This is a genomic window from Roseibacillus ishigakijimensis, from assembly GCF_016595415.1.
Taxonomy (GTDB): domain Bacteria; phylum Verrucomicrobiota; class Verrucomicrobiia; order Verrucomicrobiales; family Akkermansiaceae; genus Roseibacillus; species Roseibacillus ishigakijimensis.
The window spans coordinates 1-13,352 of record NZ_JAENIO010000013.1; the positions used below are offsets into that span (position 1 = coordinate 1).

A 13,352-nucleotide genomic window follows, 5' to 3' on the forward strand; every position below is an offset into this window, starting at 1 on the left:
GTGGGCTTGGGGTGGGCTTGGGGCGCCGGGCCTGCGGTGGGACGGGGTTTATGGGTTCGGTGCTTTGTGGGTAGACGTGAGCTCTGGGGCCGACGGGGTGTTGGCTACGAGGGGGCCATTTTTTGAGGGTGGGGCTTTGCCTGTTCTTGCCTTGGTGTCCGTTTGTTGCTGTTGGTGGGGGATGCGCACGCGATTTGCTCCTTCGCCCACCGGACGGCTCCACCTCGGCCATGCTTATTCGGCGTGGCTGGCTTGGGAGCGGGCGGTGCAGCAGGGTGGCGAGTTTCTACTGCGTTTCGAGGATATCGATCACACCCGGGTGCGGCCGGAGTTTTATGAGGGAATCGAGGAGGATTTGCGTTGGCTGGGCTTGCAGTGGCCGCAGCCAGCCTGGCGGCAGCTGGATCGGCTGGCGGCTTATGAGGAGGCGCTGGCGCGTCTGAGGGAGCGGGGGGTGCTTTATCCCTGTTTCTGCACGCGCCGGGAGCTGGCGGCGAGTGCTCCCCAGCAGGGTGATGGGGCGCAGCTCTATCCGGGCACGTGCCGGGGGCTGTCGGCGGAGGAGCGGGCCGCACGGGAGGCGGCGGGACGGGGGTGGGCCTGGCGGATGGATATGGCGCGGGCGGCTGATCTGGTGGGGCCTTTGACTTTTCAGGAGGAAAGCCGGGGCCTGGTGCGCGTGCGGCCAACCTTGCTGGGAGATCCGGTTCTGGCGCGCAAGGATATCGCGACTTCCTACCATCTGGCGGTGGTGGTGGATGATGCCGCGCAGGAGGTGAGTGAGGTGGTGCGGGGGGAGGATTTGCTGGAGTCGACCCATATCCACCGGGTTTTGCAGGTGCTGCTGGAGCTGCCGGAGCCGCGTTATTTCCATCATCCCCTGGTGGTGGATGAGGGGGGACAGCGCTTGGCGAAGCGACATGATGCGCTGGCGATCGCGACTCTGCGAGAGGCGGGGGTTTCGCCGGAGGAGGTTCTGCGGCAGGCGCGGCTCAACGTGCGGAGAAGCGCGTGAGGAGGCCTTGCACGAAGAGAGTGCCGATTTTGCGGCCTTTGGAGAGGCGGTAGCGGCGGTCGAAGACGCGGAAGCCGTCTTCTTCCATTTTTTCCAAGAGCCGCTGGTAGAGGGAGCGCATGATCTCGGCGGCAAGAAGGGGATCGCGGTCCGCTGCAGGGAGCAGGGAGAGGGCTTGGGCGTAGAGTTGGCTGGCGCGATCGGCCTGAAATTGCATGAGGGCGCGGAAGCGGTCGTCGTAGACTTTGGCGACGAGGTCGTCCTCGTGGTAGTCGAAGCGGGCGAGGTCGGCGAGGGGGAGGTAGATGCGGTTGCCGTTGTCGAGGTCTTCGCCGACATCGCGCAGGATGTTGGTGAGCTGCAGGGCATGGCCGAGGGTCTCGGCGTAGGCGGGGGAGTCGGGATGGCGGGCGCCGAAGAGGGGGAGGCAGACGAGGCCGACGGTGGAGGCCACGCGGTGGGTGTAGGTCTGAAGATCTTCCCAGGTTTGGAAGCGTTGGGGATGGAGATCCATCTCGCAGCCTTCGATGAGATTGAGGAAGTGCTCGCGGGGGATGGCGTGTTTTTCCCGGAGGGTGAGGACGGCTTGTTCGAGGGGGGTGGGGGAGGGGACTTCGCCGCGGAGGACCTGGCGCCAGTGCTCGAGGCCGCTTTTTTTGTCTGCCAAGGAGGTGCCGAGGTCGTCGGCAATATCGTCGATGCAGCGGCAGAAGGCGTAGAAGACGGTGACGTCTTCGCGGTTTTCCTTAGGCAGGCTGAGGAGGGCGAAGGCGAGGTTGGACTTCGCTTTGCGGGTGATTTCGCGGGCTTCGGACAAGGGGTGAGGGCGGTTGGGGGTTCAGCGGATGAAGCCGAAGTTCTCGAAGGGCCAGAGGGTGAAGAGGCCGGGCCCGACGAGGAGGTATTCGTCGATTTCGCCCCAGTAGCGGGAATCGGAGGAGTTGGCGGAGTTGTCGCCGAGGGCAAAGTATTGTTCTTCGCCAAGGGTGAGGCGGTCTTGGGGAGTGGTCAGGTAACGTCCGGTCTGCGAGCCGGGGGAGACGTAGCCTTCGTAGCCGTTTTCCTGGGAAGCGACCCGTTTGAAGCCCTTTTCACTGGCCAGCTTGCCATTGACCCAGAGGTGGGGGGGATCGAGCCGGAGCTCGTCCCCGGGGACCCCGGCGAGGCGTTTGATGTAGTGGGAGCCGGCTTCCTGGTCGCGGTTGCGGTATTCGGAGATGATGTTTTCGATGCCACGGGTTTCGAAGACGAAGACTTCGCCGCGTTTGGGGGTGCGGAAGTGGTAGGAAAACTTGTCGACGAGGACGAGGTCGCCGGTGTCGACCCAGCCTTGGGCGAGGATTTGGCCTTCCTTGACCGGGAATCGGCGGGCGCGGGGGCCCATGCGGTCGGCGCGCTCGAAGCCGTAGAATTCGCCGTCGTTGGTGTAGAAGTTCAGGCGTTTGCCCATGCCGAGGCCGTTGACGATGGCATTCTTGGAACCGCTGAGGGTGAGCTTCTCGCCATTGCCAAAGAGGATGGTGGTGCGAGTGAAGAACCACATCCAGCGGCTTTCCACGATGTCGACGATCTCAGTGTCAGCCGGGGCGATGGCCTTCACGTAGGTGCGGCCTTCGGTCACTTTGTGAAAGCCTTGCACCACGAAGTTCGGCTTGTCCCAGCTCTTCTCGTCGATGGAATGGCCCACGATGCCGTTGAGGGTGGGCTGCATGGAACCCGTCGGGATGCGGAAGGGCTGGATGTAGTAGGCGCGGATGCCGAGGGCGACCGCGATGGCGACGAACATGACCTCCAGATTCTCGGCCAAGGCATCGGGCGGGCGGTAGGATTTGAGGGAATGCTCGCAGGTGCCCTGGAGTTGCTTGCAGGCTTCCTTGACGGCCGTTTGATCCCGCTCGGTGATGGCGACTTTCAGGTCCTTGATGCGTGACTGGATTTCGCGGATGCGATCCGGCTCGAGGAGGTCACGCTTGTAGTTGAGGAACTTCTGTCCGCCCTTCAAGGTGCCGAGCGCTTCTTTCTTCCACTTGGGTTTCCAGAAGGCGTCGAGGACGAGTTGCGGGATGTGTGCGGCCTTGATCACGGGGCTAGTTGAGCGCGGGAGACGAAAGGGGCAAGGATATTATGGGGCAGTGTTAGGATTAGCGGTTAGGCTCCGTGGCGTCCGGCGGGGATTTCGCCACAATTGGTGAAGCTGGCGTCGCCGGTGATGATCACGCCGGGGGCAAAGGCGACCGGGCCTTCCACGGTCAGGCTGTTGGCTTCCACCAGGGAGGGGACCTGACCGAGCTGGGTCAGGCTGTCGACGAGCTTGTATTCGCTGGAGAGCTTGACCACTGGAGGCTTGCCGGCCCGGGCGGGGACCAGGCCCACGCTGCCGTCAGGGCGCTTTTCGTAGGCATCGCTACGGAGGGCAAAAAGGTCGGAGGTGGTCTTGACGGGGGCGAAGCGGGAGCGTGGCACTTCGACGGCGAGGGCACCCTCGAAGCACTCGATGGCCGCGCCCATGGCGGTTTCCAGCTGATAGACCCGGGTCGAGTCCTTGTCGCGGGGATCGACGGTCTTGGCATTCTGGATGACGGGTAGGGGCAGCACTCCGTTAGCGGCTTCAAGGGCTTCCTTCAGGGCGGGGAGGTGGAGCCAGAGGTTGTTGGTGTTGAAATACTGGTGGCGGGAGATGTCCTGGAAAAAGTCCAGGTCGGCCTCCGGGCACTGGGCGACCTCGCGGAGGACGAGGCGGTCGTCGTCCTTGCGCACGGCGAGGTGGCCGCCTTTTTTGTCGGCTTCGGTGCGGCGGGTGACTTCCATGGCGAAGGGGGCACCGCTTTCGGCGAACCAGCTGAGCAGGCCGGCATCAAGGGTGGCGCCGAGATTGTCGCTATTGGAGACAAAGGCATATTCGATGCCATCGGCGAGGAGGCGGTCGAGCCAGCCACTGCCCACGAGGGCAGGGTAGAGGTCGCCGTGGCCGGGGGGGCACCACTCATGGTCGGGGTCGGCGGGCCAGGCCACCGGAGCCAGGGTGGCCGCCTCGATTTTGGGAACTTTGTTTTGGAGCATTTCCACTTCTTCTCCTTCCAGAGGCCCTCCCTGTAGCGCGGCGAGGGTGTCTTCGCTGGTGGAGAAGGAGTTCATGAGGAGAAAACGGACGTGGGCTCCGGTTTCCTCACGCAGATGGGCGATTTGCTGGGCGATGAGGTCGAGGAAGGTCTCGCCATCTTTGACTTCCAGCAGGCTTTTGGCTTTTTGCAGGCCCATGCCGGTGCCGAGGCCTCCGTTGAGCTTGAGAACGACGGTCTTGGCCAGTAACTCCGGCTGCCATTCGGGGTGTTCGCTGGCGACGGAAAGGTAGTTGGGCACGGAGTCGGCCGGATGGATACTTTCCTCGCCCAGGAGGCCTTTTTCCCCGGAAGCAAGCAGTTGGTAGCCGCGTTCGAAGGCGCCAATAGCGGCTTCGCCCAAGCCCGCTGCCGTCATTTTTTCCCGAAAGGGTGTGAAGTCACTCATCGCGCCCTCTCCTTAGCACGTTCTTCGCCACAGACAAGCCCGGCGAGCAAAGGGGGCGAGTTGATCGGGCTTCCTTGTAGTTAGGCGGGAAGGGAAAAATCGTGCGTAAGTTCTCCTTTTTGTTGGAATTCGGGTCGAAAATGTTTACCCTCTCTTTCTATGACTGTTTGTGACCGAGAGGCGCTTCTCTGCGAGCGCGATTTGGGGGGCGGATTACGGGTGGAAGTGTATAACAGCCCGGAAGAGGCCAGTCGGGCGGTAGCCGGGGATTTCCTGGGCCGGGCCCTGGACGGACGCCTGGTGGCGGGCTTTGCCACCGGGGGGACCCCGGAGCGGTTCTACGATGAATTGGGGCGCCGGGCGGCGGCCGAAGGGGCCTGTCTGCGCGAAGTGGTGGGCTTCAATCTCGACGAATATCTGGGGCTCGCGGCTGACGATGTGATGAGCTACTCCCATTACATGCACAGCAAGCTCTATCAGCATGTGGCGATGGCGCAGATCCACCTCATGGACGGGCTCACGGCCAATCCGGAAGAGGAGTGCGCGCGCTATGAACGGGCCATCGCGGAGGCGGGCGGCATTGACTGGCAGCTCTTGGGCATCGGCGGCAATGGTCACTTGGGGTTCAATGAGCCGGGATCACCCCGCGACTCCCGCACCCGGGTGGTGGCGCTGGCCGAGCGCACCCGCAGTGATGCCGCGCCCGCCTTTGGTGGTCTCGATAAGGTGCCCACCCAGGCCATGTCGATGGGCTTGGGCACGATCTTGGAAGGTCGCCAGCTCGTGATGATGGCTTGGGGCAAAGGGAAGGCTGGGATTGTGGAGCGGGCTCTGACGGGGCCGGTCAGTGAAGAAGTGCCGGCCAGTTTCCTGCAGGAGCATGGCGCGGCACGAGTGATTTTGGACCGGGAATCCGGGGCTTGGCTCTTGTGAGTCAGGCCGGCAAAAGAGCCGAAAGAGCGGAGTCGACCTCGTGGCCAAAGGCGGCGAGGTGCTCCGCGATGAAGGCCCGGGGGCAGAGAGCGGGGTCGGCCAGCAGAGGCTGCAGGTCGAGCGCGAAGGTCAAGTGCCGGGCCTCGTCGGTGGCGTGGGGATTGGAGAAAGTGGCATTGGCGGTCCGCCGACCCATGACGGCCTCGTGATAGTTCTTCCCTCCCGCGATTTGGGACTGGAAGAGGAGATTGAGCTTTTCGGCCAACTCGGGACGGGCGGAGACGTCGAGCGCGACCTTTCGCTTGTCGGGCAACCAATCGAGGTCGCGCCAAACCTCGCAACCCAAGAAGCGCTGGGGGTGATAGTCGCGGGGCAGTGAGCGCAAGGCTGCGACAGTCGCGGCGAAGACTGCCAGATGAGTCGGGTGTTTGTCGGCAGGTTGGTGGGTGTAAATCACCTCCGGCCGGGTCTCGCGGATAATGGTCGCGAGTTCCTCGGCGAGGGGAGATTCGCTGGGGTTCTTGATGACGCCGGAAGGGTGGCCGAGCTGATACTGGGCGGTGTATTGGCCAAGATTGGCGGCCTGGATTTGTTCTTGATGGCGCACCTGCTGCATCTCCTCATCGCTGAGTCCCGCGAAGGGGCCGGTGCGCGCCGAACCTGCCCCATCGGTGCAAGTCACTCCGGTGAACCAGCGGTCGGCCTGGTCGTAGCAAGTGACAATGCCATGGTAGGCCATGAACTCGAGGTCGTCCTGATGGGCTCCGATGGCGAGGTGGGTGGTGCGGGGAAGGGCTTGGGAGAGGGGGCTGTCATCGGGAATGTGTGGTGTTGTCATTGTTGGTAAAAAGGCAAATGAAGCCTGCAGAACGAAGCTACGGAAGCTCCGGGAGGGAAGCCGCCGCGATGGCCTGCCCGTGGCGTTTCATTTTCTCATCCGGGGTGTGCAGGGCGATGCGATCATGCAGCTCGGGCTCGTGTAAAGCCAGGGTGGAAGCAGCGGTGTCGATGATGGCCTGGCCTCCGTCGCCGGAAAGCACCCGGCCCAGCAGGAGGATGTGCTCCAGCTCATAGAAGCGGGCGTAGAGAGGAATGGTGTGGCCTAGGTAGTGCCCGATGGTGTGGAAGACGGAGAGGGCGCGGTCGTCTCCGGCTTTGACGGCGTTCTGCAGTTCCACCAATTGCTCGGGGAAGGGCATTTTGCCAAAGTGGAATCCCGCCAAGGGCGCGAGGCGGGCGGCGGCTTGCTGGGAGAAATACTGCACCCCGCAGCCTTGATCCCCGGACCACTCGTCAACGGGGGCCTGGGGGCGCAGGTCGATGGGGGAGAATGCCAGTTCATTGAGCCAAGGGGTGATGCCGCCCCGCGGATTGCAGTATCCGGCCGCGAGGGAGGTGCCCATGGCGATGCCGAGGATAGAGTGTGCTTGCAAGGAATTGGCTGCCGCTAGGGCGGTGACTTCTCCGTCATTGATCACCTCGAAGGGGACGTCGTTCCATTCCCGACGGAGGTTCTTGAAAATAGGGCGCACGAAATCCTGCTGCAAAACGGGGTCGGTGACTCCGCGGAAAAGGGAAGCGGCGCGCACTTCGTTGTTGAGGTAAACCCCGGCGGCTGAACCTCCGATGGCATCCACCCGGGGCAGATGGCGCGCTGCGGATTGCAAGGAATCCCGGATGCCCGCGAGATGATATTCGGGATCGGATTGGAAGTAAGGATCCCAGGGAACCTCTTCCGAATGCACCACCTCACCGTCGATGAGGGCAGCGGCCTTGCGGTCCGAACCGCCCAGATCGAAGCCAATGCGGCACCCGTCCAGGTGACCGCCGAGTGAAGTCTCGCGGTCGCGGGCGGCGGGCAAATCCTCGGCAGAAGAGTGGGTGATGAATTCGATGGCTTCGCCAAAAACGGTTTTTCCCAGAAAGTGGGAATCGAAGGCCCGCTTGCCCCGGGGGTGATGATAGATGGCGGCCAGCTTTTCCGCAAAGGCCGGGGGGCCGTGGAAGTGCACCCGGGAGCCCCCTTGCATCCAGAGGAGGAACTTGAGGGTGCGCTCCAGGAAGGTCAGGGTGCGGCTGGCGAAAGCCGGCTCGTCTGGAAGCAGGGTGAAGGAGTGGTGAAAGCACAAGCCGTCGGGTCGGCAGAGAGCAAGGGTGACGGGGGTGGCAAAGGGATTCCTGGCCGCGTCCTGGTCATAGGCACGGAAAAACTCAATGGCTGGTAGAAATTCAGGATCGAGGATTTGGTCGCAGAAAGGATCGGAAAGGATCATCGTGAGAAGTTGTTAGCATAATCAAAAACGTAAACAAAAGGAAAAAGTTTTCAAAAAGGGTTGTTTCTTTTCGGAAATTTGCTTGAGTAGTGGCCGCAAGGCTTGGGGGCCAAGGTTCGTAGGTCTGTCCGCACACAAAATGATGAACGACGAAAAAGGGAATCCAGAGGTGGCCGTCAAATTGTCGGTGATGATGTTCTTGCAGTTCTTTGTCTGGGGAGCGTGGTTCGTGAGTCTTGGGCAGTGCCTGGGCGCAAATGGCTTGGGCGACTTTGGGGGTGGGGCTTATGGCACGGCTCCCTTGGCCGCGATGATTGCGCCACTCTTTCTGGGATTGATTGCGGACCGTTTTTTCGCCTCCCAAGTGGTGATGGGGGTCCTTTTCCTCGTCGGTGGGGCCTTGATGATGCTGGTTCCCGGGGCGGCGGCTTCTGGAAATGGCAGTCTCATGGTTTGGCTCATGCTCGGGCACATGCTTTGTTTCATGCCCTCATTGGGCTTGGCCAATACCATCGCCTTCACCCACGTCGACGCGTTGACCTTTCCCCGGGTCCGGGTTTGGGGCACCATCGGCTGGATTGTGGCCGGTCTCGTGGTTGGCTTCCTAGGGTGGTCATCGAGTTTCAACATGTTTTGGCTTGCTGCAGTGAGCGCTTTGGCTCTCGGCGTTTATTCCTTTTTCTTGCCCCATACTCCGGCTCCGGCCAAAGGTGAGAAGCTTGATCTCAAGGCATTATTGATGGTGGATGCTTTCCAGTTGTTGAGGAAGCCCTCTTTCCTGGTCTTCGTGATTTGTTCGACCCTGATTTGCATTCCGCTGGCCTATTACTACGGCGTCACTTCCCAGTTCCTCACCAACGTAGGCTTTGAGCAAGCGGCCTCCGCCATGTCTCTGGGGCAAATGTCGGAGATTGTTTTCATGCTGCTCATCCCGTTTTTCTTCCGTTACCTTGGGGTCAAGGGAATGATCTTAGTGGGCATGGGATGCTGGGTGCTGCGCTATCTTCTCTTCGCTTTTGGAGCTCCCGATCAGATTGCCTGGATGATGTTCCTGGGGATTCTGCTCCACGGAATTTGCTATGACTTCTTTTTCGTGACGGGATTCATGTATACCGATCGGGTGGCTCCGCGTCAGGTGCGGGGTCAGGCGCAAAGTTTGCTGGTCTTTCTGACCCAGGGGGTGGGCATGTATTTCGGCTACCGGGTGGCTTTCACCCAGTTTGGAAAGGTGGAAGGCTATGCCCCCCTCGATGCCGCCATCAGCGAGGCCCGGGGCGAGCAGTCGGTCAGCTTTGCAGAAGGATTCGGGCGCATGTTTTCTGTGGGCTTGCCCGAAGGGCTTGACGGGGGATTGGTCACGACTGCCATGGAACAGTGGAAAAGTTTTTGGATCTTCCCGGCTGTGATGGCAGCGGTGATTTTCGTGATTTTCGCGCTGGCATTCTGGGACAAGACCAAGGTGGGAGGACGAGAGGAGAACGACTGATTTCAAGAAGAACGATGAGTAAAGCAATTCGAGTGTTATGTGTGGGGGCGGGGAACATGGGCAAGTCGCATGCGCGGGCCTATGCCGCCATCGAGGGATTTGAGATTTGCGGGGTGGTCACTCGGAGCGAAGGCTCGCGGCAGGGGCTGCTCGAGGAGCTGGGGGGGGGAATTGCGGGCTTCAATGATTTCTATGAAGCCTTGCGCGAGACCCGGCCCGATGCGGTTTCCATTTCCACCTATCCCGGCACCCATGCCGAGTATGCCATTGCGGCCATGGAGGCCGGGGCGGATGTCTTTGTGGAAAAGCCTCTCGCCGAGACCGTGGAGGAAGCGGAGGCCATCGTGGCCAAGGCCCAAGAGCTGGGGCGCAAGGTCGTCATCGGCTACATCCTCCGCGTTCATCCCAGCTGGGTGAAGTTCATCGAGGTCGCCCAGACCTTGGGCAAGCCGCTGGTGATGCGCATGAATCTGAATCAGCAATCCAGCGGAGAAGCTTGGGAGACCCACAAGAATCTGATGGCTTCCATCCCTCCGGTGGTCGACTGCGGCGTCCACTACGTCGACGTGATGTGCCAGATGGTGCGCTCGCGACCAGTGCGGGTGAGCGGCATTGGAGCTCGTCTCTCCGACGAACTGCCCGAAGGAATGGTCAACTATGGCCAACTGCAAGTCACCTTCGAGGATGGCTCGGTCGGTTGGTATGAGGCCGGCTGGGGTCCCATGATGAGCGAGATGGCCTTTTTTGTGAAGGACGTCGTCGGTCCCAAGGGCTGTGTGACCATCGAGGCCAAGGACGCGGGGGCTTCCGGAGCTTCGGCCAATGTCGACGCCCATACCAAGACCGAGTCTCTCCGTTTGCACCACAGCGAGCTGGGGCCCGATGGGAAATTTGTGAAGGAAGACGATTGGATTGATACCGAGGATGAACCCGACCACGATGAGTTGTGCAAGCGGGAGCAGGAGTATTTTCTGCAGGCCATCCAGGAAGATCTGGATCTGTCGGACCACCTGGCCGATGCTCTGAATTCGATGCGCATTGTGCTGGCTGCCGACGAGAGTTTCCGCACGGGCAAAATGGTGGAGCTTTAGCAACAAACTTCCGTTCGCAGGATGAATTCTGCAACACGGTAAAGAGAAGGGTCGTCCTGGGGGGGGCGGCCCTTTTCGTTGCTGTCATGATGACCGTTTTTCCCGGCTGGTTCTGTCCGATTCAAAGCTCCCGCCGGGACAAAAAAAAGCCCCCCGGGAGTGCTTCCGGGAGGCCTGGAAAAAGGGAGAAGAAGTCGGCTATTGCGCCAATCCTTGCTTGCGATACTTGGCGAGGAGAGCGGCCAGCTCGCTGGCTTTGTCGGGCACTTCTCCTGCGAGATTGAATTGTTCGCCCGGGTCCTCGGCCAGGTAATAGAGATGGGGCTGGTTCTGCTTGCCCTGCTCGAAGTATTTCCAATCCCCCTGGCGGATGGCCTGGGTGCGGGCTTGCTCGAGGATGATCTCGGCTCCCTTCGGGTCTTTGCCCACCAGGGCGGCTCCGTAGTCCCGGCTATCGATGGCATGTCCGGCGGGGACTTCCACTCCCAGCCAAGCTGCGGTCGAGGCCAGCAGATCGACCTGCGAGATGAGGGCGTCCGAGACTCCGGGCTGGATGTGACCCGGCCAGCGCATGATGAAAGGCACGCGATTCCCCCCTTCGAAGATCTGGTATTTGCCACCCCGGTAAGGGCCGGAGCCGTCGTGGCCATTGTCCGCTTCCTGGGTGGAGGTTTGCACCGTGGTGCCGTCTTCGTAGCCATCGTCGTAGACGGGTCCGTTGTCGCTGCTGAAGATGACCACGGTGTTCTCATCGAGACCTTCTTCGCGCAGCATCTTCATGATTTCGCCCACGGTCCAATCGAGCTCCAGCATGACGTCGCCGCGATAGGCGAGGCTGCTCTTGCCTTTGAACTTCTCGTTGGGCACGCGGGGCACGTGGATGGTCTGGGTGCCGAAGTAGAGGAAAAAGGGTTCGTCCTTGTGTCGACCCACGAATTCCCGCGCTTTACCGAGGAATTCCTCGCTCATCGTCTCGTCGTCCCAAAGGGCGGACTGGCCTCCTTTCATCATCCCGATGCGGCCGATGCCATTGATCACGGTCTGGTTGTGACCGTGGCTATTCTTGTAATAGGTCATCGCTTCGGGATTGTCCCGTCCGTCGGGATAGGCGGTCCCCGGGACATCGTCCGGGATGCGAGCGTCCTTGCGGTAGTTGTAAACCACGGTGATGGGGTCGGCGGGGTCGAGATTGACCACTCGCTCATTCTCAATGTAAACCGAGGGCACCCGATCGTTGGTGGCCGCCATCAGGTAAATGTAGTCAAAGCCCAGATCGCGGGGTCCGGGCTTGATTTCGCCATTCCAGTCGATCTTGCCATCGCCGAGGCCGAGGTGCCACTTGCCAATGCCACCGGTGGTGTATCCCGCCGCCTTGAAGACATCCGGCAAGGTGAATTGGTCCGGCGAAATGGCCATCTTGGCATTGCCGGGCAAAATTCCCGTTCCTTCTTTGCGGAAGGCCATTTCCCCGGTCAGCAGTGAGTAGCGCGAAGGGGTGCAGGTGGAGGCCGAGCAATGCGCGTCGGTGAAGCGCAGACCCTCTGCCGCCAGTTTGTCGAGATGGGGGGTCTGGATCTTTTCCGCTCCATAGCAGCTCAGGTCCCCCCAGCCGACATCGTCGCTGTAGATAAGAATGACGTTCGGGGTGCGTGGATTGGCTGCCGTTGTCAGCTCATTGAGTTCGAGATTGCGAAACTCCATCTTTTGGTGGACTCCGGCGTGGAGTTGCAAGCCAATCGCCCCGGTCTCGGGCCACTTCTTGGTCTCGTAGTCCACGAAGGCTTCACCATTGAGCCAGGTGCTCAGCTTGTTGCCTTTGGCCACCATGCGCAGGGTATTCCACTCACCCGGCTTGTGCACTTTCTCCACCTGGTCGGAAACCGCCGGGTAGGAGGCTCCGCCATCGATGGGGGCGTAGATGCAGGCCGTGAGGTCCTTTTTCAGGGAGCGGGAAATACCGATTTGCACCTGGTGGCTCTCGCCCCGCAGAAAGACTCCGGAATCGTAGTCGGGAGACTCGGTGCGAAAGTCCACCGTCAGTTCGAAGTCGCCATAGTCGTCCTCGGTCCAGAGCACCGAACCTTTTTTGTCGGGATTGTCGCCCACAAGGACGCCGTCAGCCACGCTCCAGTGGGTGCTGAGGGCGGCCGGATCCACCGTCCAGCCGTCGAGGGTTTTGCCATTGAAGAGGTCTTCCGCCAGGAGGGAGCCCGCCGAGAGCACCGCCAGGCCATAGGTCGTTAGTTTCATGATGTTATTCGAATGTTCCTACAACGCGCCTGGATGCAAGAATCGTTCAAATGGACGCGAAAATGTCACATTCGATTCAAATGTGATTTTTGTGCCGGGTTGTTTAGCGGGGGCTGAGTTGGAGGCGGAAAAAGCGTGTCTGGCTTTCACCCCGGGTAGCGGGCAGGAAAATGGTGGTGGTGTCGTCCTCGTGAACGAAAGTGGCCTCCACTGGCAGCCAGCTCTGGGGCTCGAGATGGGACGAACTTTGTAAGCGGGCCCCGGCAGGCAAGCGGGGCGAGACCGTCCAGAAGGGAGTGGCCCGGGTGAGCTGCAGATCGCGGAATTCCAGCGCATCGGTGCCGTCCCGGGGATTGGTTCCCAGAAAAAACTCAGCCAAGGAGGAGAGGCCGTCACCATCGGGATCCAGGTGGCCGTCGGCCGTGAAGGAATCGAGCCCGTGCAGTTGTTCGAAGTTGTCGGGGAGGCCATCGTCATCGCCATCGGCCTGGGTGGTGGCGGCCGTGACAACGGGCCCTCCGTTTTGACTGGAGGCGACGAGAGAAAACCCCTCCGGCTCGCCTGAGAGGGTGAAGTGGAGGAGGTCCGGGGTGGGGAGCAGCGGACCCCACTTGAGCACCTGGCGACTGGCATCGAAACTGCCGCCGTGACTGGCAAAGGTCACTTCGGTGGCTGCCGGGAGGGCCAGCTCGATGAAGCTGGCTCCGCTTGCGGGTCCGACTTCGAGGGTGTAAGTCCCTGCCAGCGAGAGAGAAGGAAGCAGCAGGAGAGCAAGGGCATTTTTCATGAGAAAGTGG

General features: G+C 61.2%; 11 protein-coding genes. 4 read left to right on the top strand and 7 right to left on the bottom strand.

What is annotated here, in order from left to right:
* Positions 1-181: 181 nt before the first annotated feature.
* Entirely contained in the window at positions 182-1,015 is an 834-nt protein-coding gene (gene gluQRS / locus JIN78_RS06755; RefSeq protein ID WP_200391191.1) for a tRNA glutamyl-Q(34) synthetase GluQRS, read from the top strand.
* On the opposite strand, the gene JIN78_RS06760 is transcribed toward gluQRS, so the two are convergent.
* From JIN78_RS06760 to JIN78_RS06770, 3 genes are all read right to left on the bottom strand, one after another.
* The gene (locus tag JIN78_RS06760) at positions 993-1,832 is read right to left on the bottom strand and encodes a phytoene/squalene synthase family protein (RefSeq protein ID WP_200391192.1); all 840 of its coding nucleotides are present in this window, start codon (positions 1,830-1,832) and stop codon (positions 993-995) included. The genes gluQRS and JIN78_RS06760 overlap by 23 nt on opposite strands.
* Before the next feature lie 21 nt (positions 1,833-1,853).
* Positions 1,854-3,098 (bottom strand): signal peptidase I, encoded by a 1,245-nt coding sequence (lepB, locus tag JIN78_RS17505; protein WP_200391193.1) that lies wholly within the window; start codon positions 3,096-3,098, stop codon positions 1,854-1,856.
* 65 nt (positions 3,099-3,163) lie between these two features.
* Positions 3,164-4,522 carry a UTP--glucose-1-phosphate uridylyltransferase gene (locus JIN78_RS06770; protein WP_200391194.1) on the bottom strand — a complete coding sequence of 453 codons (1,359 nt, stop codon included), beginning with the start codon at positions 4,520-4,522 and terminating at the stop codon, positions 3,164-3,166.
* Between the two features lie 159 nt (positions 4,523-4,681).
* Between JIN78_RS06770 and JIN78_RS06775 the strand changes: the two genes are divergently transcribed.
* On the top strand, positions 4,682-5,455 hold the full coding sequence (locus tag JIN78_RS06775) for a glucosamine-6-phosphate deaminase (protein ID WP_200391195.1): 774 nt from the start codon (positions 4,682-4,684) through the stop codon (positions 5,453-5,455).
* Between the two features lies 1 nt (position 5,456).
* Here the strand turns inward: JIN78_RS06775 and JIN78_RS06780 are convergent, their stop codons facing one another.
* Both JIN78_RS06780 and JIN78_RS06785 read right to left on the bottom strand, forming a co-directional pair.
* On the bottom strand, positions 5,457-6,293 hold the full coding sequence (locus tag JIN78_RS06780) for a PIG-L deacetylase family protein (protein WP_200391196.1): 837 nt from the start codon (positions 6,291-6,293) through the stop codon (positions 5,457-5,459).
* 37 nt (positions 6,294-6,330) lie between these two features.
* Complete coding sequence (locus JIN78_RS06785; protein WP_200391197.1) at positions 6,331-7,728, bottom strand: ROK family protein; 1,398 nt, start codon at positions 7,726-7,728, stop codon at positions 6,331-6,333.
* A 142-nt stretch (positions 7,729-7,870) separates the two neighbouring features.
* Here JIN78_RS06785 and JIN78_RS06790 point away from each other — a divergent pair, with 142 nt between their 5' ends.
* A complete protein-coding gene (locus tag JIN78_RS06790; RefSeq protein WP_200391198.1) occupies positions 7,871-9,214 on the top strand; it encodes an MFS transporter in 1,344 nt (447 codons plus the stop codon).
* 14 nt (positions 9,215-9,228) lie between these two features.
* A complete protein-coding gene (locus JIN78_RS06795) occupies positions 9,229-10,305 on the top strand; it encodes a Gfo/Idh/MocA family protein (RefSeq protein WP_200391199.1) in 1,077 nt (358 codons plus the stop codon).
* Positions 10,306-10,503: 198 nt separating this feature from the next.
* Here the strand turns inward: JIN78_RS06795 and JIN78_RS06800 are convergent, their stop codons facing one another.
* Positions 10,504-12,555: a sulfatase-like hydrolase/transferase gene (locus tag JIN78_RS06800; protein ID WP_200391200.1), complete on the bottom strand. Its 2,052-nt coding sequence runs from the start codon at positions 12,553-12,555 to the stop codon at positions 10,504-10,506.
* A gap of 103 nt (positions 12,556-12,658) precedes the next feature.
* Entirely contained in the window at positions 12,659-13,342 is a 684-nt protein-coding gene (locus JIN78_RS06805; protein WP_200391201.1) for a hypothetical protein, read from the bottom strand.
* Positions 13,343-13,352 lie beyond the last annotated feature (10 nt).

Excerpts from the sequence above, each read along its gene's own strand:
- gluQRS (WP_200391191.1), top strand. The coding sequence starts at position 182 with ATGCGCACGCGATTTGCTCCTTCGCCCACCGGACGGCTCCACCTCGGC.
- JIN78_RS06770 (WP_200391194.1), bottom strand. The coding sequence starts at position 4,522 with ATGAGTGACTTCACACCCTTTCGGGAAAAAATGACGGCAGCGGGCTTG.
- JIN78_RS06775 (WP_200391195.1), top strand. The coding sequence starts at position 4,682 with ATGACTGTTTGTGACCGAGAGGCGCTTCTCTGCGAGCGCGATTTGGGG.
- JIN78_RS06780 (WP_200391196.1), bottom strand. The coding sequence starts at position 6,293 with ATGACAACACCACACATTCCCGATGACAGCCCCCTCTCCCAAGCCCTT.
- JIN78_RS06785 (WP_200391197.1), bottom strand. The coding sequence starts at position 7,728 with ATGATCCTTTCCGATCCTTTCTGCGACCAAATCCTCGATCCTGAATTT.
- JIN78_RS06790 (WP_200391198.1), top strand. The coding sequence starts at position 7,871 with ATGAACGACGAAAAAGGGAATCCAGAGGTGGCCGTCAAATTGTCGGTG.
- JIN78_RS06795 (WP_200391199.1), top strand. The coding sequence starts at position 9,229 with ATGAGTAAAGCAATTCGAGTGTTATGTGTGGGGGCGGGGAACATGGGC.
- JIN78_RS06800 (WP_200391200.1), bottom strand. The coding sequence starts at position 12,555 with ATGAAACTAACGACCTATGGCCTGGCGGTGCTCTCGGCGGGCTCCCTC.
- JIN78_RS06805 (WP_200391201.1), bottom strand. The coding sequence starts at position 13,342 with ATGAAAAATGCCCTTGCTCTCCTGCTGCTTCCTTCTCTCTCGCTGGCA.